Below are 23,448 nucleotides of genomic sequence, written 5' to 3'. Positions count from 1 at the left end.
TGTCGTGGTGCCGTCCGGCGGCCGTCGTGGACGGCCGGGATCCGTGACGGTCCGGCCGGCGTCCGTCAGCCGGTGAGCGGGGTGTCGTACAGGTCGTAGCTGGTGCGCGCGTGGAACCTGCGCAGTACTTCCTCGTGCACCCGGGCGTCCACGGACGCCGGGAGCGCGGCGGGCCGCCGGCCGAGCCGCCGGGCGAGCCGGTGCAGGGCGGCGGCGAGCCAGGCGGGGTCGGCGAGGAACGCGTCGCCGCCGTCCTGGGCCGCCTGCTGCCGGACGCCGATCGCCGCGGCGGCCGCGAGCAGGACGGCGTACCGGTCGGCGAGGGCGAACGCGGCGGGGCCGGCGAGGGCCGTACGGTCCTGGGGTGCGAGCGCACGGCTCGCCTCCTGGACCTGTCGCAGCTCGTCCACCAGTTGCCGCGCCAGTTCCTGGACGGCCTGCTCCTCGGGTGTCGCGCCGGGCGGCGTGTCGACGGCGGCGACCAGGGTGGCGCTGAGCCCGTCCCGTCCGCTCGCCAGGGTGAGCCGGTCGAAGGGGAGGTCCGGCAGGCCGGCGCGCGGCCGGAAGAGTGCCGCGGGGGCCGGTTCGTCGCTGAACCAGGAGCGCCGGGCGAGCCGGGACAGCTGGGGGATGATGGTGGCCTGGCAGGCCGCGGAGCCGGCGTGGCCGAGGCTGAGCACGGGCAGGTCACGGATGTGCTTCTGGAAGATGCCGTGCTCTCCGTCCCGGACGTAGAAGCGGGCACCGAGCACGATGGACAGCTCGTGCAGGGCGTCGGTGAGCAGCTTCGGGACGAGGTACTTGGTGGCGGCGGCGAGGACGCTGGTCTGCTCGGGGAGCAGATGCACCGCCCGGGTCGCGGCCAGCGAGAGGCTGTCGCAGGTCAGCAGGTCGGTGAAGGCCCCGGACAGGGTGGCTCTGGCATGCGGGATGTCCAGGACGGACTTGCGGTAGAGCCGTCGGCCCAGCGCGAAACCCACGACGGTGCGCAGGGCCGTGTCGGCGGTGCCGACGGCCATGGCGGGCAGCGCGGCCCTGGTGATCTGGAAGGCGCGCAGGGCGGTTTCGACCCCTGTTCCGCTCGCGCCGACGAGGGCCGAGGACGGCACGGGTGTGTCGTCGAAGCGGAGTCCGGACAGGTGGCAGCCGCGCACGCCGACGGCGTCGTAGCGCGGCAGCACCCGCCAGGTGTCCGGGTCGAGCCCCTCGCGCTCGACGAACAGCACGGAGTGGCTGCGGCTGCCCGGTGCGGGGCTGGTGCGGCTGAACAGCACCCAGGCGTCCGCGCGGTCGGCGTTGTTGATGACCTGCTTGGCGCCGTTCAGCAGAAATCCGCCGTCCGGCGCGGGGCGGGCCTCAAACTCGTTGCGTACGAAGTCGTTGCCGTGCGCGAGTTCGTGGTAGGCGACCGACACCTTGCCGCCGCCGGTGAGGATCCGGGCGAGGCGTGCGCGCTGTGCGGCGTCCCCGGAGGTCCAGACGTTCACTCCGGCCATGAAGGAGGTCACTCCGTAGCCGAGGCCGAGGGCGACGTCGCGGCGGAACACCTGCCGCATGACCCGCACCAGGGTGTCGAGCCGCTCCAGCCGGCCGCCCTCGGCGGTCGGCACGAAGTCGGCGCCGAGCCCGAGTTCGTCGAGGGCGCGCTCGCCGGCCGTGGCGAGTTCACCGGCCTCGTCCGCCGCGATCAGCCGGGCGTAGGACAGTTCGCCCGCCTCGTCGGTCGGGTCGCCGAGCCGCCGGTCCACTTCGGCCACGCGGGCCGCGGCCCGCGCCTCCTGCCCCGGCGTCCCGTCGCCGTCCGCCGCGGCGGTCGCCGGGTGCGGGTCCTGGGGCTCTGCAGCGATCAGCATGACGTCGTCTCCCTCTCGCCGGCGGCCGCGCCGGGCGTCGCGGGCCGCCGCTCGGGGCCCCGCTGCGGCAGCAGCGAGAACAGCCGGCCCGAGGAGCGGGCCGCCCGCAGGGCGCCGAGCAGTTCTTCGTAGGTCTCCGGGCCGGCCGCCGCCGGTTCGCCGAGCCGGACCAGCAGCCGGTCGAGGACGGTGTGCAGCCACAGGCCGTCGCGCCACAACTCCCCGGTGGCGACAGCGTCGGGGCCGTCGGGGAACCGGTCGGTGCTGTGCGTCCACAGGCCGAGGCAGGCCGCTCCTGCCCAGCACAGGGTGTAGCGGCGCGCGACCTCGAAGGCGGCGGGCGGCACCTCGGTGAGCGCGCCCTGGTACTCCTCCATCTCGGTGTGCACCGCGGTGGTGACGGCGAGCAGCCGCCGCGCGGCCTCGGCGACCGGGCCGAGCGCGGGGTTCAGGTCCGCGCGCCGGGTGATCTCCTCGACCGAGGCGAGGAGCCCCGCCATGAGTCCGCTGCCGTGCCGGGCGACCAGTGACAGCTTCGCCGGATCCAGGGGCGGCAGCGGTGCGCCCAGGTCGCAGGCGGTGTCGCTGCCCGCCGTGTCGCCGGTGCCGCGCCGGAACCCGCGTACCAGTGAACGGAACTGGTTGATCAGGGAGTTGAGGTTGACCAGGGTGTTGCCGTCGAAGAGCCCGACGATGCGGTGGTCGCGCTGGAGCTTCTGGAACCGGCCGTCGGCGTGCACGCCCTTGAGGAAGGCGCGGGCGCCGAGCAGCCCGGTCAGGTCGGCGAGGACCTGGTCGGTGCCGGTGGGCAGCAGATACTTGGTGACGGCCGAGGTGACGCCGAGTTCCGCGGTCTGGCTCTGCACGGCGCGGGCGGCGACCAGGGCGACCGCCTCGTGCAGCAGGACGTCGGCGGCGGCACCGGTCAGCACGTGCCGGGCCTGCGGGAGGTCGATGAGCCGCCGGCCGTACAGCTCGCGTTCCTCGGCGAAGTCCAGGCCGAGCCGCAGCCCGTGGTCGCCGGCGCCGAGCGACAGCGCCGCGCACATGGTGCGGGTGAGCTGGAGCGCCTTCAGCACGATCTCCAGTCCGGCGCCCTCGGCGCCGACGAGGGCGCCGCGCGGCACGCGGGCGCCGTCGAAGGCGATGCCGGAGATGTCGGCGCCGCGGATGCCGTGGGTGCGGATCTTCGGCAGGTGGCGGTAACTGCCCTCGTCGAGTTCGCGCTTGTCGACGAGGAGGACGCTGAAGCCGCGCGGGCCCCCGTCCGGGCGGGTACGGGTCAGCAGCGACAGCACCGACCCCCGGGTGGCGTTGTTGATCAGCCATTTCTCGCCGCTGACCAGCCAGTGGTCCGCGGTGTCCGCCGCCGTGCCGTCGGTGCGCACCTCGCCGGCGAGCAGGTCGCTGCCGTGGGCGCGTTCGGTGAGCCCGAGGGAGACCGGGACCCCGGCCATGATGTCGGCACCGAGCCGGGCACCCTGCTCCGCGGAGCCCGCCACCCATACGCAGACCCCGCCGAGGTAGGTCTTGCCGTGGCCGATGGCACAGGTCAGATCGCGGCGGGCGACGGCGCGGACGAGCTGGAGGACCTGCTCGTAGTCGCGCAGCCGGCCGCCGTGCTCGACCGGTACGTACTGGTCGGGCAGGCCCCACTCCTCGAAGCGGCGGCAGATGTCGGCGGGGAACTCCTCCTTGTCGTCGAGTTCCGCGCAGCGCGCGTAGGAGAAGACCTCGCCGGGGTCGTCGGGGTCGCCGAGGTAGCGGTCGAACTCCTCCGCGAGCCGGTAGGGCGGGTGTTCCACGTCAGACCACCGATTCCGGGGACAGGGCGGCGGGCTGGTCGCCGGTGGCCGCGCCGGCGTCGGCGGAGGCGACCAGTTCGCGGACGGCCGGCTCCAGGACCTCGTGCAGCGCGGTGATCCCGCCCGCCAGGAACAGCTTGCGCATCAGGGTCCGCTGGATCTTGCCGCTGGTGGTCCTGCGGACGGTTCCGGGGCGGACCAGCAGGATGTTGCCTGCCGGGATGCTGAACTCCTTGCTGATGAAGCTCTGCACGCCGGAGGCGAGGGTGCGCAGGTCGGTGGCGACGCTGCCGGGGCGGACCTCCTGGATCGCCACCAGGTGCTCGCGGTCGGTCTCGACGGCGAAGACGGCGCCCGCGCCGCTGCCGAAGGCCGGGTCCACGGACTGGACGGCGCGTTCGACGTCCTGCGGGTAGAGGTTGCGGCCCGCGAGGATGACCAACTCCTTGAGCCGGCCGGTGACATAGAGCTGTCCGTCCTGGAGGACGCCCATGTCGCCGGTGCGCAGCCACCCGCCGTCGTCGTCGCCCGCGCCCGCGGCGTCGCGGATCGCCGCGTCGAAGATCTCCTTGTTGGTCTGCGGCCGCTTCCAGTAGCCGGACGCGACGCTGTCACCCTTGAGCCAGATCTCGCCGACGTGTCCCGCGGGCCTCTCGGTCCGGGTCTCCGGGTCGACGACGCGGACCTCGAAGTCGCGCACGATCCCGCTGCTGACGAGGGAACGGGTGGGCCGGTCCGCCCGCGGGTCGGCGAGTTCACCGCGCTCCAGGGCCGCGGCGTCGACGTCGAGCACGCGGGGGCCGGCGGTGCGCGGGATGCCGGAGACCAGCAGGGTCGTCTCGGCCATGCCGTAGCAGGGGAAGAATGCCTCGGGCCGGAATCCGGCGGGCGCGAAGCGCTCGGTGAAGGCGCGGACGGTCTCGGCCCTGACCGGTTCGGCGCCGTTGCAGGCGGTCGTCCAGGTGGACAGGTCGAGCGTCTCCAGCTGTGCGTCGGTGACCCTGCGCACGCACAGGTCGTAGGCGAAGTTGGGGCCGCCGCCGGTGGTCACCCCGTAGTCGCCGACCATCTTCAGCCAGCGGACGGGGCGCTTGAGGAAGGTGAAGGGCGCCATCAGGACGGCGGGGATGCCGAGGTAGAGCGGATGGAGGATGTGCCCGATCAGACCCATGTCGTGGTAGAAGGGCAGCCAGCCGCCGCACACGGTCTGTGCGCTGGTGCCGATCGACCGCTGGATCGCCGCCTCGTTGGCGAGCAGGTTGCGGTGCGAGACCACGACGCCCTTGGGGTCACTGGTCGAGCCCGAGGTGTACTGCAGGAAGGCGCGGCTGTCCGGGGTGAGGGCGGGGGCGTGCCAGGCGTCCGCGGCGCCCTGGGCCGGATCGTCGGTGGCCAGGCACGGCACGTCGGTGAAGCCCTCCGCGGCCAGCCAGGCGGAGATCTCGGGGGCGTGGGCCGAGTCGGTGAGCACGGCGCACGCCTCGGCGTCGCGCAGAATGCCGGAGACCCGGGAGAAGTGCTGGCCCTGTTCGGTGGGCAGCGGTCCCGGCACGGCCACGGCACCGGCGTACAGGCAGGCGGTGAACGCCTTGATGAAGTCCAGGCCGGCCGGGTGGAGCAGCAGGACCTGGCGGTTCGCGGCCCCGCGCGCCTGGAGCCAGGACGCGATCCGGCGCGCCTCCTGGTCGAGCCCGGCGAAGGTGAGGTGCTGCGGCACCGAGCCGCGGGCGTCGTCGGGCAGGAAGATGAAGGCATCCGCGGCGCTGCGGGCTTCGGTGCGTTCCAGAACCAGTTCCGTGAAGGTCCGGAAGTTCGTCAACGTCTTTCTCCGACCTCTCCGAGTTCCGCTGGCGTGGCGCCGGCACGGGTTGCTCTGACATCACGATCGTCGTCCGGGGCACTAAGGAGACGCTTGTGCGTTCGGTGCGACGCCTCCCGGGTGCGCCCAGGTCATTCGGGGCCGCCCCGGAAGTCCGCGTCGAGGGTCACATGTCCGGGCATGTCGGGCAGTTCGACCAGCCGGTGTCGGAACTCGACGCCGCCGTCCGGGGTTTCGGCGGCCCGCTCGAAGCCGAGCGACGGGTAGAAGTCGCGCACCTTGTGGTTCTTGGCGGTGGGCCGGTAGCCGGCGCGTACCTCGGTCGCACCCGAGTCCACAGCGTGCGCCAGCAGCGCGGCGACGGCGGCCTGCTCGATGCCGCGGGCGAAGACCCGGCAGCTGAGCAGCATGTTGTCGATGCGCAGGGCCGCGTCCTCGCGGTGCGCGAACAGGGCGCCGACGACCCCGTTGTCGCCGAAGCGGTCACGGGAGCGCACGGCCAGCACCAGATGGTCCGGCGAGTCGAGCCGTTCGCGGACGTCGGGCGCCTGGAGCCGGCGGGTGGTGAGGTTGAACTGGTTGGTGCGCAGGGTGATCTGGGCGACCCGGACCACCTCGTGGTCGCGTACGGGGGCGACCTCGATCCGCACGTCGAGGGCGCGCAGGTACTCCTCCATCGACCCGGTGACCTGCTGTAGGTCCTGCCGTTCCGCCTCCTGCCGGTACTGCACGGCGCGTCCGCGGTCCTCGACGGTCAGTTCCCGCACGTCGAACCAGCCGTCGGCGAGGAGCCGGTCGATGTGCAGCGCCGGTTCCTCGTCGAGGGCGATCACGGCGACCTCGGGGAGCGTGGCGGCGACGAGACCGCGTTCGAAGGGCGAGTCGTCGGCGAAGACGAAGCTGTCGGTGCCGAGATTGAGGCGGGCGGCGATGGTCCGGATGCCGCCGTCCTTGGGTTCCCAGTCGGCGCTGATCCGGACGAAGTCGGCCTCGCGCAGGGTCATGTCGGGGTGGTCGCGGAGCACGTCGAGCACCGGCTCGCGGTCGTTCTTGCTGCACACCGCGAGCAGGACGCCCTGGCTGCCGATCTGCTTGACCACTCGCTGGAACCGGCCGAAGGCCTCGCCGCGGTAGGTGGTGGCGGCGGCGATGCCGTCGGGTCCGTCGTCGCCGAGGATGCCGTCCCAGAGGGTGTTGTCGAGGTCCAGGACGAGGACCTTCTTGGCCCTGCCGCGCAGGGTCCGCAGCAGATGGCCCGTCTGCCGGGCGTATCCGGCGAGCACCTCCTCGCCCAGGTTCACCTTGGCGTAGGCGGCGAGCCGCGGATCGCGGACCGGTCCGCCCCCGGCGATCAGCGGCTCCAGGTCGACCACGTGCAGCCGCGGGTGCGTGGCGGCCAGCCGCAGCAGCCCTATGTTGAACTCCCGCCAGGCGATGGAGAGTTCGGTACGGGAGCGGTGGTCGATCAGCTGCTGGGTGTGCTGGGGCAGCAGCGGCAGGGTGTTGAGTACGAGCGTCCCGGTGCCGTGTGCGTCGTAGCGGGCGGCGAGCCGGTCGAGGAGTTCGAGTTTGCCGGCGGCGGTCCCGGCGACGTCCGCCACGCCCCAGGGCAGCGGCAGTTCGTCGAAGACGAGCTGGGCGTCGAGCAGGCAGAGGGCGAGTTCGGTGCCGGGGGCGTACAGGTGGCTGTCGGTGTCCTGGAGGTCGCGCAGCCATGCGTCGTGGTCGCCTGCGCTCGTCCGCAACGGGATGCCGTGCCGGGCGAGTTCCGCGGTGAGCGGTGCGGTCAGCGCGTCGATCGTGCCGTGTCCGGTGACGGCGACGGTGGCGGGTACGACGCCGGGGTGCCGCGCCACGATGTCCTCGGCGGCGACCTTGGCGAGCAGCCGGCCCGCGCGGGACAGCTGGGCGAACCCGTCGTCCCGCTGCGCGAGTTCGGCGAGCAGTCCGGGCACCGCCGGGTACTCGGCGGCGAGCCGTCGCTCGCCGTACAGCGCGCGCAGCCGGTCGAGGGGGCCGGCGGGGCCGGTGCGCTCCGGGTCGGACGTCGTCACTGCTGTGCTCACGGTCGATTCGCCTCTCTGCGGGGGCGGGCAGGCGCTTGGGAGCTTGTGCCCCGTCCCTAAAGACGGGCTTGCGCCCGGGTACGGGCCGGGCCGTGGCCGGGCTTGCTCCGGGGTGCGGACCGGGGTGCGGACCGGGCCCCGCGGACCGCCCGCAAGAGCTGCTTTAGGCGGGCTGCCGACCATCGGGGCAGGATGACTCCTTCTGAAAGGCAGCACTGATGACGACAACTGAGCTGACCGCAGAAGTGTGTGTGGTCGGAGGAGGTCCGGCGGGGCTCACCCTGGCCGTGGAGCTCGCCAGGCGTTCGGTCTCCGTCGTGGTCCTGGAGCAGAGCGGTCACTTCGACCGGTCGTTCCGGGGCGAGTCGGTCTCCCCCGACTCGGTGTGGCTGCTCGACAGGTTGGGCGTCCTCGCCCGGCTGAACGGCGCCTGTCAGCAGATGCACAGAATGGAGATCGTCGACTCCGGCAGCACGGTGCTGCGCGCCGACTTCCGCCGCTTCCGGTACCCGCACCCCTATCCGGTGGAGCTGCCCCAGCCGGCGCTGCTCTCGGCCCTGGCGGGCCTCGGGCAGGAGGAGCACGCGGAGCACTTCACCCTGGTGCGCCGGGCGACCGCCACCCGGCTGCTGCGCGCGGACGGCGACAGCGGTGCGGTCACGGGGGTGACGGCGCGTACCCCGGAGGGCGAACTGACGGTGCGCGCGGCGCTCACGGTGGCGGCGGACGGCCGGTTCAGCAAGGTCCGCGAGATGTCCGGGCTGTCGTACACGAAGCTGCCGCTGGACCGTGACGTGGTGTGGCTGAAGCTGCCGTTCCCGGCCGAGTGGGACGACCGTACGTATCGCGTCCGGATCCGCGGCGACCAGCACGGGCTGTTCATCCCGACCCACCCGGACAGTGTGCGGGTCGGCTTCAACATCCCGAAGGGCGGGCTCAAGGAGCTGCGCGCCGAGGGGCTGCCCGCGCTGTACGAGCGGCTGGACCGGCTCGCTCCGGAGCTGGCCGGGTCGGTGCGCGCGGAGATCCGCTCCTGGTCCGACACCTCGATGCTGGACATCTTCACCACGGTGGTGCCGCGCTGGTCCATGCCGGGTCTGGTGCTGATCGGCGACGCGGCGCACACGCTGACGCCGATCCTCGGGCAGGGTGTCAATCACGCGATCATCGACGGGGTGACGCTGGCCCCGCTGCTGCGCGAGGCGTTCGACGCGGGCGGCAGCGAGGTGGCGCTGCTGGCGGCGAACGCCCGGTTCCAGCGGGCGCGGGAGGAGTCGGTCGCCACGTCGCGCGGACTGCAGCTGCGGCAGGAGCGGCTGTTCGCGCTGCACGGCGCCGGCGGTGTGGTGCGCCGCTCGCTGTACCGGGTGGTCGACCGGAGCCAGAAGCTGAAGGAGCGGGTGCTGGGGAGCGCGTACTTCCAGTTGCAGCGGCCGGGGCCGCACGTCGTGGAGGCGCAGTCCCCCACCGCCCGGGTATGACCGCGGGTCCGGACCCGAACGACACAAGCCCCGGCCCGTACGGACCGGGGCCTCCGCCCTGCCCACCACCCGAATCCCCCGCGCACCGGAACAGCCACCCTCCGGGGCCCGCCGCGTGAAGTCCGCTGCGGTTCGACAGCGCCCCGAAGGGGCGCGGGGAACTGCGCGACCAGCCACGACGGTGCCGCAGACGACCGACGGCACAGCGCGGCAATTCCAGCGGAGCGCTTGGCCCACCAGCCGTAACGGAACCGGATCCGGCCCACCAGGCGCCCACCCGACCGTCAACCGGGGGCTCCGCCCTGGCCGGCGCAGCGCCCCGGCGCCCGGCCGGCCGTCAACCGGTGGCGGCCGGGCTGTGTCGTGGCTCGGGTGTCACCAGGTGACGGGGAGTCGGGTCAGGCCGTGCACCATCATCCCGGTCGTCAGCTCCAGGGCCTCGACCTCCTCCGCGAGCCGCAGACCGGGGAACCGGTTCAGCAGCGAGGTGACGACGATCTGCAGCTCCGCCCTGGCCAGCGCGGCGCCCAAGCAGAAGTGCGGGCCGTGGCCGAACGCGACGTGGTGGACGGCCTCGGGCCGGGTGGGGTCGAACTCATCGGCCTCCGCGCCCGGGAAGCGCGCGGGGTCCTGATTGGCGGAGCAGACCGCCGCCAGCACCGCGCTCCCCTTGGGAATGACGGTGCCGCCGATCTCCACGTCCTCCAGGGTGATCCGCAGCGGACCCCCGTCACCGATCGGGTTGACGCGCAGCAGTTCCTCGATGGCGTGGTCGATCATCTCGGGGTGCTCGCGCAGCGTGGCCAGGTGCTCCGGGTGGCGCAGCAGCGTCAGCACGATCTTGCCGATCATGCTGACGGTGGTCTCGTGGCCGGCGACGAGGATGGTCGCCGCCATGACGATCAGCTCGAACTCGTTGAGGCTGCCCTCGTCGTCGTGGACGGCGACGAGCGCCCCCATCAGGTCGTCCGTCGGCTCCTCCCGCTTGCGCTTGACGAGCGCCGCCAGGTACTCGATCATCTGCTGGCGCTGGGCGGCGGTCTCCTCCGGGGTGTGCGCCGTCAACGAGACGAAGGCGTCCGACCACTCGCGGAAGCGGTCACGGTCCTCGAAGGGCACACCGAGCAGCTCACAGATCACCATCACCGGCAGCGGGAAGGCCAGCGCCGTGTTCAGGTCGACCGGCCCGCCCTGCTTCGCCATCTCGTCGAGGAGCCCGTCGGTGAGCTCCTGGATCCGCGGACGCATGTTCTGCACCCGGCGGGCGGTGAACTCCCGGGAGACGAGCCGGCGCAGCCGGGTGTGCTCGGGCGGGTCCGTGGTGAACAGGCTGCCCGGCACGGGCGGTGTGCTGGTGAGCTGCGGCGCGTCGGGGGCGATGGTGGCTTCCCGGCTGAACCTGACGTCGGCGAGAACGGTGCGCACATCGTCGTAGCGGGTCACCACGTAGCCCTCGTCACCGCTGGGCAGCCGGACGTGGGCGACCGGGCACTTGGCCCGCAACTCCTCGTAGACGGGGGGTACTTCGACGGCCGAACGGCGGTGGAACGGGTAGTCCATCGGGGGTTGGCCGGTCTCCGGCCCGCCGTGCGTCGTGTCCGTCGTATCCATGCGTTTCCTCCGGCAACAGGTGCTCAGCGGTTACTTGGGTGCGGTGGTCCGGGCGGCCGACGCGCGGTGCGAGGCGCGGTCGGGGACCCGGACGAGCCTCGCAGCGAGGGCTTGCGCGGCACCAAAGCGCGCCCCGAGGGCGCGGTCAGCGCTGCCGGCCGTCGGCGCCGCGCAGGCCGAACCCGAGGGCCCGGTCGGCGGCGATGTGCACCAGCCAGGCCAGGCCGAAGTTGAACAACGGGACGGCGACGGCCGAGGATTCGGGGATCAGACAGCCGGCCATGACGACGAGGGCGACGAGGGGCCGGTGCAGGAGGTTGTAGAAGGGCACGGCCCTACGGGGCATCCGGCCGTGCTCGTGCGGGCCGGAGAGCGCGGCGAGGAAGGACAGGTCGGGTACGACGACCCCGGCGACCGCGGCGACGATCACCCAGCCGCCGTACTTCGCCGTCTCGAACACCAGCCAGATCAGCAGGAGGGCGGCCAGCACCCCCCAGGCGACGCGGACCAGCGGTGAGGCCGGGCTCCTCGTGGGGCCCTCCGCGGCGTCGTGTGTCACAGGACAAGTTCCTTTCACGATGGTTCCGTACGGGCTCGGGGCGGCGCGGCGGCCGCGCGTCGGTGGTGGGGGGATGGCCGAAGTACCCGCCGTTCCCGGGTCGTCGGGACCGGTGGAGCGGGAGCCTGGCGGCGGGGACGCCACCATGGCCCCGGTATGACGGACAACTGACCGGAACATGAGATTCTCACGACCCGGCCGCCGCGGTGCCGGCCCGTCACACGGCGACCCGCTCCGTGGCGTACCGGCGCGTCAGCAAGGCGAGTTCACGCAGGAAGGCGCCCTCGTCCGACCTGACGAAGAAGTGTCCCCCGGGCATCGTACGCAGCTCGCAGCCGTACCCCGCGTGCCGCTCCCAGGCGGCCACCTCGGACACGGCGACCAGCCGGTCACCGCGCCCCGCGAACAGGTGCAGCGGTACCCGCAGCGGCTCGGCGGGCGCGGCGCCGCTGCCGAGACACAACCGGAGGTCGTCGCGGGCCACCGGGAGCAGCGCGGAGAGGAATTCGGGGTGGTCGAGCAGCGTCTGCGGGATGCCGCCGAGTGCCGTCAGGCCGGCGACGAGTGCCGCGTCCCCGGCGTCCGGGTCGGCGATCGGCGGGGCCGGCAGGTGCGGGGCGCGGTAGGCACTGAGCACGAGTGCCCGGGGCAGGGGCGCGCCGCGCCGCTGCCGCCGCCGGGCGAGCGAGTACGCGAGGAGCGCCCCCATGCTGTGTCCGTAGAAGATGTGGGGTTCGGACAGCTCCTCGTCGAGCTGCGCGTCCATGTCGTCGATCAGGGCGTCCAGATCGGTGAACCTGGGTTCTGCGAACCGCTCCTCGCGGCCGGGGAGTTGCACGGGCAGCACCCGTACCCCGGCGTCGTGGGCGTCGAGGCCGCGCTGCCATCGCCGGTACGCCGAGGCTCCGCCGCCCGCGTACGGGAAGCAGAACAGCCGTGTCGCAGGGTCCGGTTCGCCGTCCGGGCGCTTCCGGGACAGGTATCGCGTCATGGTGCTCCGTCTCGGTTCCGTCCAGGGGTGAGCGGGCCGGCCGGGTCGCGGTGCGACAACGGACGGGCGTTCCCGGCCGGCGCGGCCCCACGCTGCCCCGGCCCGCTAAAAGGCCGCCAAACTCGGCACGGTGAGATCGAGTTGAGGGTCGGCTGCCAGGATCGCCCGGTGCAGCTTCTGGAGGCGCAGGGAGGGCTCGATGCCCAGCTCCTGGGCGGTCGACGCGCGTAGCTTTCGAAAAATCTCAAGCGCCTGCCACGAGCGTCCGCACCGGTAGAGCGCCAGCATCAGCAGCGCGTGCAGGCTCTCCTGGAGGGGGAAGCGCTCGGTGAGCGCGAGGAGTTCACCGATCACCTCGGCGTGTCTGCCGAGCCGCAGATCCGCGGTGATCCGCCCCTCCAGCGCGGAGCGCCGTGCCTCCTCCAGCCGCAGCAGCTCGACCCGGAGCGCGGGTCCGATGCGTACGTCGGCGAGGACCGGCCCGCGCCACATGGCGAGCGCCTCGCCCAGCAGCTTCGCGGCGGTCTCGTCGTCGCCGCTCTCCAGGGCCCGCAGGCCGCGGCCGCTGAGCTGCTGGAAGAGGTCGGCCTCCAGGACGGGCGCGGGCATGTTCAGCGCGTACCCGGCGTAGCTGCGGCTGAGTACCTCTTTCGGCGCGTGCTCGTGCTCCGGGCCCAGGGCGTGACCGATGGCCCGGCGCAACTGCTTGACATAGGTCTGCACCACACCCGCGGGCCCGCTGGGGGGACTTGACTCCCACAGCTCCTCCGTCAGGGTCGCCACGTTCACGTCCCAGCCCGCGTTGACCGCCAGCAGCGCGAGCAGCTGGCGCGGCTTGGCCGCGCTCGGCACCACGGAGGTGCCGTCGATGCTCACCACGAGCGGCCCGAGAACCCCGATCTCCATGCCACTGCTCCTTCCGCCTGCCGGAACACTGACACGTCGGCGGCTGCCACGACACTTAGCCGATCATGATTTCGGCCGGGAATCTGGCTGCCCCGGGGTATGAGATTTTCATGGGCGCGGATTCTCCGGGACCCGCTTTAAGCGGCGCTTCAGGACGAGCGGCGACCCTGGGCACCGACGGGGGCCGTCTCGGGACGGCCGTGGGACCGGCTGGAAGAAGAGGGGTGGCATGAGGCTGAGGTTCTGGCTCGGCAGGGCGGCTGCCGCTGTGTTGAAGCTGCTCATCCAGCTCAGCGCGTTCTCCGTCGGACCGCTGCCCGGCGTCCACTACCCCGACCCCGGCCCGGACCCCGACCGCACCCCACGGGACGCGGGCCTGCCGGAGGCCCCGCACGTGCCCCCCGCCTGGCACCCGGAGGGCCACTGCGCGACCCCGCCGAGCCAGACCGAGCGGGAGCTGTGGGCCGGACTGGGCATCGACGTGAAGCACACCGGAAGCTGACGCCGGAGCAGGCACCCCGATCGGTCGGTGCGTCGAGTCGTGTCGGCTTCAGCGGGTCGGATGCCGCGCAGATCGGGGTGATGCGCCCGGTCTCGATCGCGCGGCCGACCGCGGCCCGTCCGCCGCCGGAGTCGATCCGGATCGCGGGCGCCGCGTTGAGCCACACGACCACGGCCTCGACCTCGACCGGACCCGTGCCGACGAGCACCCTCGCCACCAATCCGGCCCCGTGGATCCGGGCCGGCACCATGAGCCCCGGAAGGCCCTGGATGCGCCCGGTCTCGATCGCGCGGCCGACCGCGGCCCGTCCACTGCCGGAGTCGATCCGGATCGCGGGCGCCGCGTTGAGCCACACGACCACGGCCTCGACCTCGACCGGATCCGTGCCGACGAGCACCCTCGCCACCAATCCGGCCCCGTGGATCGGGGCCGGCACCATGAGCCCCGGAAGGCCCTGGATGCGCCCGGCGTGCGGCGCGGCGACGAACCGCGCCATCACGGCCTTGCGCCCCGATCGGCTCACGCCGGCCCGTGACTGCCGAGCGGCGACGCGGTTCCGGGCGGGACGGGCGTTCCACCGGTCGGGGCGTCTCCAGGACGGTCAGCGTCGCGATGGGAGACGCTTTCCGCGAGTTCGATGCCGTCGGCGACGTCGGGGTGGGGCAGCAGGGGGTCCGGCAGCCACTCCCCGGCTTAGTCCGGCGGCCTTTCGCCGGGGTCCTGTCGTCGATGGGGTGACCGGCAGTCAGACAATCACCTTGAAGGGCTAAGTGCCTGTCAATCTCCTTGTTTTTCAAGGGCATTGACAAGCCGTCGACCGCCGGGAAAGAGGCGTGCGGGCGCCGCGCGTCCCCCGTTCGGCTCCCTGGCTTCGGCCTCTGGAGATGCTCGAGATGAAAGTCACCGGAGCTGTTTGTACGTTCGTCGTACGCCGGCTGCTCAGCCGGCCTCTCGCAGACAGGAGAAGTTGCATGTTGATGACCCGCTCCACGGCGGTCACCGCCGGTATCGTGGCCGCGGCGGCCCTGGCCGCGACCGGTATCACCTACGCCTCGGCCGCCTCCGAGCCGGCCCAGGCGGCTCCGGTGGCTCCGGTGGCCCTGCAGGCGGCTCCCGCGCCTGCCCAGGCGCCCTTCGGCGGCAACGTCGGCAAGGGCAACAAGGAGGAGAACGAGGAGGAGAACGAGGGCCGCGAGGGCAAGGGCAAGAAGTTCGAAGAGGGCCGGATCCACATCAACGAGCGGACGTACTCCGCCCACCCGGGCGGCTGCATCACCGTGGTCAGCGGCCTCGGCGCCAGGACCCTGAACATCCGCAACGACAGCCGCAAGACCGTCGAGGTCTTCCGCGGAGCCGTCTGCGACAACGGCGCCCCCATCGCCACCGTCGGACCGCACAGCTCCAGCGACGGCGTGAAGCCGCACCACACCGAAGGCGTCCACGTCAAGGACGGAGTGCTGGCCAGCTTCCGGGTCATCAAGCACCACGAGTTCAAGTACTGAACCGCCTGAACCGGCTGCACGACGGGAACCCCCGGCCCGCTGGAATCGGGCCGGGGCTCCCCTCCGGGCAGCACCCGGACCACACCATTCTGTGACAACCCGCGCGTCATGCGCACCCCGCCGGGCGGCCCCCTCCCCTTACGGCCCACCCGGCGGCCGACTCCCACCACGACACCCCCCGTTCACACCCGTGCGGGGCACCGGCTCCGCCCCGGTGTCCCGACACACCCGAACGGGCAACCACGGCGCGAACCGAGCACCGTGCGCCACCACCGTCTCCCCAGGCCCGTGTTCCGGAACACGGGCCTGGGGCGGTACGGCACCCGGCAGACCGCGGAACCTACCGCGCGAACGCGACACCGTACGCCCCCGGAACACCGGCGATCAGACGGGAGGAACCGCTGGACGGATTCACCGCAAGCAACCGGGAGCCGGCCGAGATGCGGGCCCCAACAGCCCCGTGGTACTACGGCACTTACTGAACCGCCCCCGGTGAAACGCGGACCGGGCCCGCGTCGCAGAAACGGCGTCGCCCGGCGACCCAGGTGGGTCGCCGGGCGGGCGGTGCGGGGCGGGCCGTCGGGTCAGTGGGTGGGCTGGGCCTCCGCCTCCGTCGCCGCCGCGACGGCGCGGCGGCGGGTGACGAGGGCGCTGCTGACGAACACCGCGGCCAGCGCGATGACGACGAGGCCGATGACGGCCGCGTGGCCGATCCGGACCGAGCCGCCGATCAGCAGGCCGGAGACGCCGAAGTCGGCGTCCGAGAACGTGGAGTTCTGCAGGCCGACGTCGCCGAGGAACGGCAGGACGAGCAGCGGAAGGAAGGTGATCAGCAGGCCGTTGGCCATGGCGCCGAGGATCGCGCCGCGCCGGCCGCCGGTCGCGTTGCCGATGACGCCGGACGCGGCGCCGGTCATGAAGTGGGCGACGATGCCGGGGATGATGATGGTGCCGCCCACGGCGACGAGGATGCCCATGCCGATCAGGCCGCCCACGAAGCTGGCGAGGAAGCCGATGAGGACGGCGTTCGGGGCGAAGGTGAAGACGATCGGGACGTCGAGGGCGGGACGCGCGTTGGGCACGAGCTTCTCCGAGATGCCCTTGAAGGCGGGGATGATCTCGGCGAGGACGACGCGGACACCGGCGAGGATGATGAAGACACCCGCGGCGAACTTGCCGGCCTGCATGACGGCCCACAGCAGGTACCACTGGCCGTCGCTCAGCTCACGCTCGACGTAGCCGGGTCCGGCGACGAGGGTGACCAGCAGGTAGATGATGCCCATCGAGGTGGCGATGACGACGGTGGTGTCGCGCAGGAAGCCCAGGCCCTTGGGGATCTTGAGGTCCTCGGTGGACTTCGAGGAGTCGCCCACCAGACGGCCCACGAGTCCGCTGGTGGCGATGCCGAAGTTGCCGGTGTGGCCGAGCGCGACGTTGTCGTTCTTGGTGACCTTGCGCATCCAGGGCTGGACGAGCGCGGGCGACATCGTGGTGATGAGGCCCTGGGCGAGGGAGCCCCAGAGGATGGCCTGCCAGCTGCTGAAGCCGTTCGCGATGAGGATGACGGCGATCATGGCCGCCAGGTACAGGGCGACGTGCCCCGACATGTAGATGAACTTGAACGTGGTGAAGCGGGCGAGCAGCACGTTCACGACCATGCCGAAGAAGAAGATCAGCGCGGCCTGGGAGCCGTAGTCGGTGAGCACCTTGCCGACGATGGCCTCGTTGTTGGGCACGACACCCTGCACCCCGAAGGCGTGCTGGAACATGTCGCCGAACGGGGTGAGCGCGTCGGAGACCACGCCGGCGCCGGCCGCGAGGACCAGGAAGCCGACGAACGCCTTGATGGTGCCCTTGACGGTGTCGGAGGCCGACTTGCGCTGGAGGACCAGGCCGAGCAGGGCTATCAGGCCGACGATGACGGATGGCTCACGGAAGACATCGAGAAAATTCTGCAGAACGCTGTTCACGGACAACGCCTCTCTTGGGGCACGACGGGGCCGCGTGCGGGGGTGGTGGGTGCCGGGTTCCGGGCGGTGTTGACGCACGGGAGCATCGGCCGGCGGAGTGCAGCTCCGGAGCGGGAGGGATGAGGCGTCGGGCGCTGCGGGCGGGCGGCGGCCGGGGTGGGTGTCCGCCCGGCGCCGTCGAGGTGGGCGGCGCCGCGTCCGCGGTCGCCGCACTCAGCGGAAGTAACGTTTCTTGGTGGCTGATCGGAGAATCAGAGCAGGCCGTGGCGTGCGGCGGCGTCCTTGACCGCCTCGCGCAGCTCGTCCATGTCGATGATGCTGTTCAGCACGACCACGTCGCCCAGTCCCTGGGCGGTGTCCTCCAGATCCTTCGCGACGAAGAACACGTCCGCGCTGTCGGGGCCGGCGGAGCTGATGTCGGAGTGCTCGACCGTGACGTCGGCCAGGCCGAGTTCACGGACGACGGTCTCGATGTTCATGCGCACCATGAAGCTGCTGCCCAGTCCGGTGCTGCACATCGCCAGGAACTTCATTCGGATTCCTCGAATTCGGTGATCAACTTGACTACCTCGGAGGCCGAGGCCGCCTCGCGCAGGGCCTGGCGGGTCGGGGCGTCCGAGAGAATGCGCGCGAGGGAGGCCATGGCGCGCAGGTGCGCGTCGGCGTCCGCCGCTGCGAAGCAGAAGTAGAGGTCGACCGCGTGCTCGGGCCGGTCGAGCAGCGGGGCGGGCTCGCGCAGCCGGAGCATCGCGATGCCGGTACGGACGACACCGTACTCGGGGCGGGCGTGCGCCAGCGCGATGCCGTGGCCGAGGTCGATGTAGGTGCCGCCGGCCGCGATCGAGTCCAGCATGGCCTGGACGTACTCGGGGGTGACGTCTCCGGCCTCCACCAGCGGACGGGCGACCCGGGTGACGGCTTCCCGCCAGGTCAGTTTGTCGTCGGTGAAGTGGATGTTCCGCTCGGGCAGAAGACGACTGAGCATACGTGCTCCACGGGGGTGCGGGTGAGGGACGGGCACGGCGCGGCTACTCGGCGTCGGCCACGATGTCGAAGGACAGTTCCGCCGTGTCCGGCAGGAACTTCGAGGTGCCGAAGATGACGGGTTTGCGGCCCGGCTCGAAGACACGGGAGGTGGCGAGCAGCAGCGGGGTCTCCTCGGCCACGTCGAGCAGCCCGGCCTCGCGTGTGTCGCACCGGTGGAGTCCGACGACGATCTCGTTGCGGACGAGCAGCACGTCGTGACGGGCCCTCAGGTGGGCGTACAGGGAGGTGTCGGTGAAGTCCGCCGTCAGGACGTCCGGGAACCGGGCCTCCTCGACGTAGGACTCGGCGAGGTGGTGCAGCACGCCGTTCACGCTGCGCAGCCTCTCCAGCCGTATGACCGGGGTGGCGGGGCTGACCTCGAGCGCGGCGGCGATCCGGGCACCGGCCCGTTCGCCGCGCTGCACGGTCACCTGCGAGGTGACGGTGTGCCCCTGCCGGGTGAGCTGGGTGTGGAAGCCGGTCACCTCGTTGACGAAGCGTTCGCGGTGCTTGAGGTTGTAGCGCGGGTGGCTCACGAAGGTGCCGCGGCCGTGCTCGCGCACGAGGTAACCGTCCTGGACGAGTTCGTCGACCGCGCGGCGCAACGTGATGCGGCTCACATTGTATTCACCGCACAGGACGCCCTCGGCGGGCAGGCGCTCCCCCACGGGGAGACTCCGCACGCGCTGCAGCAGATGGTCGCGCACCTGTGCGTACTTGTGCCCGGCCATCCACGACCTCCTCGTCGGGCTTACATGTCATCGAGACATCATGATGACTACGGAGGAATCGCAGCGTCAATAGTCGACGCCTAAACGAGATCTCGCACCGCCCTGACAGCGGTTCATGTCTGCCAGGTCACATCTTCACCTCTCTGGCCTGGCACATCACATCGACGGGCCCCCTCTGGTGTCGCTACGGAGGCATGAGTTACGTTTCCCGAAGTCATCATGACGTCATGCTCTCTCCAAGGAGTTCCCGTGGCCTTCTCACCGACACAGACGACGCGGCCTCTCGGGGCCTCCGCCACGGCGGGGCGGGCGCTCGACGCGGCGGACGCACGAGCCGTCGCCGTGGCGCGGGCCCTGGCGGTGGACGCCGTCGAGGCCGCGGGGTCCGGACACCCGGGCACGGCACTGGCCCTGGCGCCCGTCGCCCACCTGCTCTTCCAGCGGCACATCCGGCACGATCCCGCGGACCCCTCCTGGGAGGGCCGTGACCGTTTCGTGCTGTCCTGCGGACACGCCAGCATCCTCCAGTACGTCCAGCTCCATCTGACCGGCTACGGGCTGGAGCTGGACGATCTGCGCCGCTTCCGCCGGCTCGGCTCGCTGACCCCGGGCCACCCCGAGTACCGGCACACCGCAGGTGTCGAGACGACCACCGGGCCCCTGGGCCAGGGCGTCGCCACGGCCGTGGGCATGGCGATGGCGCTCAAGCGCGACGAGGAGCGGCTCACCGGCGCGGACACCTCACCCGGCGGCCCCGCCGGCCGCACCGTCTGGGTGCTGTGCTCCGACGGCGACCTCCAGGAGGGCATCTCCTACGAGGCCGGGGCGCTGGCCGGACGGCACCGGCTGGACAACCTGGTGGTGGTCTGGGACGACAACAGCATCCAGATCGAGGGCGACACCGGCCTGACGACCCATGAGGACACGGCGGCCCGCTTCCGCGCCCAGGGCTGGTTCGTACAGACGGTGGGGCTCGGCGCCGACGGCGACGTGGACGCCGAGGCGCTCGACCGCGCGCTCGCCGCGGCCCGCGCCGAGACCGGCCGGCCCAGCTTCGTCGCCCTGAAGTCGCAGATAGCGTTCCCCGCCCCGAACGCGGTCAACACGGCGGCCTCGCACGGCGCTCCGCTGGGCGCCGCCGAGGCCGCCGCCGTCAAGGAAGTCCTCGGCATCGAGGGCGAGTTCACGGTTCCGGCGGACGTGCTGGAGCACACCCGCAAGGCCCTCGCACGCGGCGCCGGACTGCACGCGGACTGGGACCGCGAACTGGCCCGCTGGGCGGCCGAGCACCCCGAGGCCGCGGCAGCCCGCGAGCGGGCCGTCCGCCCGGCGGACCCCGACCGCGTGGCCCGGGTACTGCCGGAGTTCGAGCCCGGCGCCGGCATCGCCCCGCGCGACGCCTCCGGGAAGGTCATCCAGGCCCTGGCCGCCGAACTGCCGCGGCTGTGGGGCGGCTCCGCCGACCTCGGCGACAGCAACCGTACGACCATCGCGTCCGGCGGATCGTTCCTGCCCGCGGACGAGGACGGCGGCTCCGGCCTGCGGGGCCGCAACGTCCACTGGGGGGTGCGCGAGCACGCGATGGCCGCCGCGCTCAACGGCATCGCCCTGGTCGGCTACGACACCCCCTTCGCCGGCACCTTCCTGGTGTTCAGCGACTACCAGCGCCCCTCCCTGCGGCTGGCCGCCCTCATGAAGCTGCCGGTGATCCACGTCTGGAGCCATGACTCCGTCGCCCTCGGCGCGGACGGCCCCACCCATCAGCCGGTGGAGCACCTCGCCGCGCTGCGCGCCATGCCGGGACTGGCCGTCGTCCGGCCCGCCGACGCCACCGAGACCGCTGCCGCCTGGCTCGCCGCGCTCGGCCGGCCCGGCCCGGTCGGCCTGGCGCTCGCCCGGCAGGGCCTGCCGGTGCTGCCCACCGACGCCGGCACCGTCCGCGCGGGCGTGGCACGCGGCGCCTATGTGGTGACGGATCATCAGGAAGCTGCGGATGTGGTGCTGTTGGCCAGTGGCAGCGAGGTCGCCCTGGCCATGGCGGCACGCGATCTCCTCGCGGCGCGCGCCGTCGCCGCACGGGTCGTCTCGGTGCCGTGCCTGGACTGGTTCATGGCGCAGGACGCGGAGTACCGCGACCGCGTGCTCCCCCCGTCCGTGCGCGCCCGTGTCGTGGTCGAGGCCGGTACCGCCTTCGGCTGGCACGGCCTGCTCGGCGAGCACGGCCGCACCGTGACCGTCGACGACTTCGGCACCTCGGCCCCCGCACAGGACGCCCTCACCGCGGTCGGCCTCACCGAGGACGCGGTGGTCGAAGCGGCCCTCGCCTCCCTCGCCGCCGCTCGGTCCTGACCCCTGGCCTCCCCGCACGAACGCCCTCTTCGCACCTCCTCCACGGACAAGGAAGCACTGTCATGCCCGAACGCACTGTCACCATCGGTTCGCGCAGCGGACTGCACGCCCGGCCCGCCACCGCGTTCGTCCGGGCGGCGGCCGAACAGGCCGTGCCCGTGACCATCTCCCGCGAGGGCCGCACCGTCGACGCCCGCAGCCTGCTGTCGGTCCTGGCCCTCGGCGCCGGACACGGCGACTCGGTGACGCTCGCCGCCGAGGGCGAGGGCGCCGAAGAAGCCCTCGACGCGCTCGCCGCCCTGCTCACCCGCGATCACGACGCGGAGCCCGCCGGCTGACCCGCCCGCCGCGCCGGTGGCCGACCGGTCACCGGCGCGGCGGCCCGGACCGACCGACCGCCCACCCCCGCTCCGAAGCGAGGTTCCCCTTGAACGTGCGTGCTCAGGCCGCCCTGCGGGACGCCCGGCTCGTCATCTTCGACTGCGACGGCGTCCTGGTGGACACCGAGAGCATCGGCCCGCAGATCGTCGCGGCCATGGCCACGGAGGCGGGCTGGCCCCTGACCGCCGAGGAGGTGCGCCACCGGTTCCTCGGCCGCCCCGAGTCCTACCTGTACGAGCAGATACGTGCCCACGCCACCACCCCGCCGGGTCCCGAGTGGCTGACGGAGTACCGCACGCGCGTCCGTGACGCGTTCGCCGCGCGGCCCCGCACCATGCCGGGGGTACGGGAGCTGCTGGACCACCTCGATGCGCGGGGGCTCCCCTACTGTGTCGCCTCCAGCGGCAGCCACGAGCGCATCGCGCACTCGCTGGAGGTCACGGCGCTCCAAGGCCGTTTCGCCGGGCGGGTGTTCAGTGCCGACGACGTGGCGGCCGGGAAGCCGGCGCCCGATCTGTTCCTGCACGCCGCCCGCACCCTGTCGTACGAGCCGGAGCACTGCCTGGTGATCGAGGACAGCCCCGCCGGAGTCGACGCGGCGCTCGCCGCCGCCATGCGGGTCGTCGGCTACACCGGCGGCCCCACCGACACCGCCGCCCTGGCCCACGCGGACCTGGGCGTCGTGGCGGACCTGACCCATCTCGTCACCTGACACGGGCCGGTACGGCCGGCCGTGCGCCGGCTCCGCGGTCGGACAGTCACCGGCCGCCCGTTCTGGCCGTCGCGTGCCGGATGCCGGCGTCGGTCCAGCGCGGCCGGGTGCCGCGCTCGACCAGGGCGCACCGGACTCCTTCGTCGAAGTCGGGTGCGACGACGGCGTTCCTGGCCGTGGCGAGTTCGCGGGCCAGGCAGTCCCGCAGGGAGGCGCCGGCTCCGAGCCGCAGCAGCCGGTCGGTCGTCACCAGGCTCGCGGGGCTCGCCGCGCGCAGGGCGGCGAGCGCGGCGGCGGGTCCCTCTCCTGGCAGGAGGCTCAGCGCGGACTCCAGTTCGGCCAGCGGGGTGCCGGTGAAGACCGCGAGCAGCGCGGTCTCCGCGTCCTCGTCGGCGTGGTCCGGCGGCGCAGGCGGTGTGTGGGCTGCGTCGAGGGCGCCGATTCCGTCCCGTGCGAGCGCGTCGACCAGGTCGTCGAGGTGTTTGCGCGGCACATGGTGGGTCGCCAGGCCGCTGCGGAGAGCGCCCCCGGCAGCCACCCGCGCGCCGGTGAGCCCGAGATACCGGCCCCAGCCGGGGGCCAGTCGGGGCAGGAAATGGCTGGCGCCGACGTCGGGGAAGAAGCCGATGGCGGTCTCCGGCATGGCCAGCGCGCTGTGCTCGGTGACGACCCGGTGGCTGCCGTGGACGGACAGGCCGAGCCCGCCGCCCATGGCCACGCCGTCGAGCAGGGCGACGTAGGGCTTGGGATAGGAGGCGATGAGCTCGTTCAGCGCGTACTCGGCGGCGAAGAACGCCATGGTGCCGTCCAGCCGGTCCGCCCGTACCTCCTCCCGCATGAGGCGGACGTCGCCGCCCGCGCAGAAGGCACGGGGGGAGGTACTGCGCACGACCACCGTGTCCACGGTGTCGTCCTGCGCCCACCGGGTGAGCACCTCGGTGATCGCCGCGACCATGGCGGGGGTGAGGGCATTGAGTGCTTCCGGCCGGTCGAGCAGGATCTCGCCCAGTCCTCCCCGGATTCCGGCCCGGACGTGGCTGGTTGCCGGCGGTGTGACGGGGCCGGGGACGTCGTGCCGTGGCGTGTGCCCGGGCGGGGCGCCGCCGGGGCCGTGGGACGCCTCGGGCGCTCCGCCGGGCCGAAAGGACCGGTCGGTTCTTGTCATGGGTGGCCTTTCGGATGGG

The 23,448-nt window shown here is 72.6% G+C and carries 19 protein-coding genes; 6 read left to right on the top strand and 13 right to left on the bottom strand.

What is annotated here, in order from left to right:
- Positions 1-65: 65 nt before the first annotated feature.
- The 4 genes from CTZ28_RS24630 to CTZ28_RS24615 all read right to left on the bottom strand — a co-directional run bounded on the left by CTZ28_RS24630 (position 66) and on the right by CTZ28_RS24615 (position 7,543).
- Positions 66-1,853 (bottom strand): acyl-CoA dehydrogenase family protein, encoded by a 1,788-nt coding sequence (locus CTZ28_RS24630; RefSeq protein WP_121891844.1) that lies wholly within the window; start codon positions 1,851-1,853, stop codon positions 66-68.
- Complete coding sequence (locus CTZ28_RS24625; RefSeq protein WP_183154566.1) at positions 1,847-3,658, bottom strand: acyl-CoA dehydrogenase family protein; 1,812 nt, start codon at positions 3,656-3,658, stop codon at positions 1,847-1,849. Before CTZ28_RS24625 ends, CTZ28_RS24630 begins: the two co-directional genes overlap by 7 nt.
- A gap of 1 nt (position 3,659) precedes the next feature.
- Positions 3,660-5,477, bottom strand: coding sequence for a fatty acyl-AMP ligase (locus CTZ28_RS24620; protein ID WP_121891843.1), 1,818 nt, complete (start codon positions 5,475-5,477; stop codon positions 3,660-3,662).
- 131 nt (positions 5,478-5,608) lie between these two features.
- Entirely contained in the window at positions 5,609-7,543 is a 1,935-nt protein-coding gene (locus tag CTZ28_RS24615; RefSeq protein WP_121891842.1) for an HAD-IIIC family phosphatase, read from the bottom strand.
- A 218-nt stretch (positions 7,544-7,761) separates the two neighbouring features.
- On the opposite strand from CTZ28_RS24615, the gene CTZ28_RS24610 reads away from it, so the two are divergent.
- Positions 7,762-9,024: an FAD-dependent oxidoreductase gene (locus tag CTZ28_RS24610; RefSeq protein ID WP_183154565.1), complete on the top strand. Its 1,263-nt coding sequence runs from the start codon at positions 7,762-7,764 to the stop codon at positions 9,022-9,024.
- A gap of 375 nt (positions 9,025-9,399) precedes the next feature.
- Here CTZ28_RS24610 and CTZ28_RS24605 read toward each other — a convergent pair whose 3' ends face one another.
- The 4 genes from CTZ28_RS24605 to CTZ28_RS24590 form a co-directional block, all read right to left on the bottom strand.
- On the bottom strand, positions 9,400-10,635 hold the full coding sequence (locus tag CTZ28_RS24605; protein WP_121891841.1) for a cytochrome P450: 1,236 nt from the start codon (positions 10,633-10,635) through the stop codon (positions 9,400-9,402).
- Positions 10,636-10,780: 145 nt separating this feature from the next.
- Entirely contained in the window at positions 10,781-11,194 is a 414-nt protein-coding gene (locus CTZ28_RS24600) for a DUF4260 domain-containing protein (protein ID WP_259471787.1), read from the bottom strand.
- 217 nt (positions 11,195-11,411) lie between these two features.
- Complete coding sequence (locus CTZ28_RS24595; protein ID WP_259471786.1) at positions 11,412-12,185, bottom strand: thioesterase II family protein; 774 nt, start codon at positions 12,183-12,185, stop codon at positions 11,412-11,414.
- 105 nt (positions 12,186-12,290) lie between these two features.
- Positions 12,291-13,091, bottom strand: a complete 801-nt coding sequence (locus tag CTZ28_RS24590) for an AfsR/SARP family transcriptional regulator (protein WP_121891839.1) — start codon at positions 13,089-13,091, stop codon at positions 12,291-12,293.
- A gap of 229 nt (positions 13,092-13,320) precedes the next feature.
- On the opposite strand from CTZ28_RS24590, the gene CTZ28_RS46635 reads away from it, so the two are divergent.
- Both CTZ28_RS46635 and CTZ28_RS24580 read left to right on the top strand, forming a co-directional pair.
- A complete protein-coding gene (locus CTZ28_RS46635) occupies positions 13,321-13,593 on the top strand; it encodes a hypothetical protein (protein ID WP_147481197.1) in 273 nt (90 codons plus the stop codon).
- A 971-nt stretch (positions 13,594-14,564) separates the two neighbouring features.
- Positions 14,565-15,095, top strand: a complete 531-nt coding sequence (locus tag CTZ28_RS24580; protein ID WP_259471785.1) for a hypothetical protein — start codon at positions 14,565-14,567, stop codon at positions 15,093-15,095.
- A 584-nt stretch (positions 15,096-15,679) separates the two neighbouring features.
- Here CTZ28_RS24580 and CTZ28_RS24575 read toward each other — a convergent pair.
- From CTZ28_RS24575 to CTZ28_RS24560, 4 genes are all read right to left on the bottom strand, one after another.
- Positions 15,680-17,065 (bottom strand): PTS ascorbate transporter subunit IIC, encoded by a 1,386-nt coding sequence (locus CTZ28_RS24575; protein WP_121891875.1) that lies wholly within the window; start codon positions 17,063-17,065, stop codon positions 15,680-15,682.
- Between the two features lie 251 nt (positions 17,066-17,316).
- Entirely contained in the window at positions 17,317-17,598 is a 282-nt protein-coding gene (locus tag CTZ28_RS24570; RefSeq protein WP_121891838.1) for a PTS sugar transporter subunit IIB, read from the bottom strand.
- Positions 17,595-18,050, bottom strand: coding sequence for a PTS sugar transporter subunit IIA (locus tag CTZ28_RS24565; RefSeq protein WP_121891837.1), 456 nt, complete (start codon positions 18,048-18,050; stop codon positions 17,595-17,597). The genes CTZ28_RS24570 and CTZ28_RS24565 overlap by 4 nt, the downstream gene beginning before the upstream one ends.
- A 43-nt stretch (positions 18,051-18,093) precedes the next feature.
- Positions 18,094-18,822, bottom strand: coding sequence for a GntR family transcriptional regulator (locus CTZ28_RS24560; RefSeq protein ID WP_121891836.1), 729 nt, complete (start codon positions 18,820-18,822; stop codon positions 18,094-18,096).
- Between the two features lie 249 nt (positions 18,823-19,071).
- Between CTZ28_RS24560 and CTZ28_RS24555 the strand changes: the two genes are divergently transcribed.
- The 3 genes from CTZ28_RS24555 (at position 19,072) to CTZ28_RS24545 (ending at position 22,264) form a co-directional block, all read left to right on the top strand.
- Positions 19,072-21,171: a transketolase family protein gene (locus CTZ28_RS24555; RefSeq protein ID WP_310887623.1), complete on the top strand. Its 2,100-nt coding sequence runs from the start codon at positions 19,072-19,074 to the stop codon at positions 21,169-21,171.
- A gap of 62 nt (positions 21,172-21,233) precedes the next feature.
- Entirely contained in the window at positions 21,234-21,509 is a 276-nt protein-coding gene (locus CTZ28_RS24550; protein WP_121891834.1) for an HPr family phosphocarrier protein, read from the top strand.
- A 95-nt stretch (positions 21,510-21,604) separates the two neighbouring features.
- On the top strand, positions 21,605-22,264 hold the full coding sequence (locus CTZ28_RS24545) for an HAD family hydrolase (protein ID WP_121891874.1): 660 nt from the start codon (positions 21,605-21,607) through the stop codon (positions 22,262-22,264).
- A 46-nt stretch (positions 22,265-22,310) separates the two neighbouring features.
- Here the strand turns inward: CTZ28_RS24545 and CTZ28_RS24540 are convergent, their stop codons facing one another.
- Complete coding sequence (locus tag CTZ28_RS24540) at positions 22,311-23,429, bottom strand: enoyl-CoA hydratase/isomerase family protein (protein ID WP_121891833.1); 1,119 nt, start codon at positions 23,427-23,429, stop codon at positions 22,311-22,313.
- Between the last annotated feature and the right edge of the window lie 19 nt (positions 23,430-23,448).

Source organism: Streptomyces shenzhenensis, from assembly GCF_003688995.1.
Lineage (GTDB): Bacteria > Actinomycetota > Actinomycetes > Streptomycetales > Streptomycetaceae > Streptomyces > Streptomyces shenzhenensis_A.
Note: the sequence above shows the minus strand (reverse complement) of the source record. Positions and strands in the feature narration are given on the sequence as shown.

Bases quoted from the DNA above. Each gene is read 5' to 3' on its own strand.
- CTZ28_RS24595 (WP_259471786.1), bottom strand. From the start codon at position 12,185: ATGACGCGATACCTGTCCCGGAAGCGCCCGGACGGCGAACCGGACCCT.
- CTZ28_RS24560 (WP_121891836.1), bottom strand. From the start codon at position 18,822: ATGGCCGGGCACAAGTACGCACAGGTGCGCGACCATCTGCTGCAGCGC.
- CTZ28_RS24605 (WP_121891841.1), bottom strand. From the start codon at position 10,635: ATGGATACGACGGACACGACGCACGGCGGGCCGGAGACCGGCCAACCC.
- CTZ28_RS24540 (WP_121891833.1), bottom strand. From the start codon at position 23,429: ATGACAAGAACCGACCGGTCCTTTCGGCCCGGCGGAGCGCCCGAGGCG.
- CTZ28_RS24565 (WP_121891837.1), bottom strand. From the start codon at position 18,050: ATGCTCAGTCGTCTTCTGCCCGAGCGGAACATCCACTTCACCGACGAC.
- CTZ28_RS24590 (WP_121891839.1), bottom strand. From the start codon at position 13,091: ATGGAGATCGGGGTTCTCGGGCCGCTCGTGGTGAGCATCGACGGCACC.
- CTZ28_RS46635 (WP_147481197.1), top strand. From the start codon at position 13,321: ATGAGGCTGAGGTTCTGGCTCGGCAGGGCGGCTGCCGCTGTGTTGAAG.
- CTZ28_RS24570 (WP_121891838.1), bottom strand. From the start codon at position 17,598: ATGAAGTTCCTGGCGATGTGCAGCACCGGACTGGGCAGCAGCTTCATG.
- CTZ28_RS24550 (WP_121891834.1), top strand. From the start codon at position 21,234: ATGCCCGAACGCACTGTCACCATCGGTTCGCGCAGCGGACTGCACGCC.
- CTZ28_RS24630 (WP_121891844.1), bottom strand. From the start codon at position 1,853: ATGCTGATCGCTGCAGAGCCCCAGGACCCGCACCCGGCGACCGCCGCG.
- CTZ28_RS24610 (WP_183154565.1), top strand. From the start codon at position 7,762: ATGACGACAACTGAGCTGACCGCAGAAGTGTGTGTGGTCGGAGGAGGT.
- CTZ28_RS24580 (WP_259471785.1), top strand. From the start codon at position 14,565: ATGTTGATGACCCGCTCCACGGCGGTCACCGCCGGTATCGTGGCCGCG.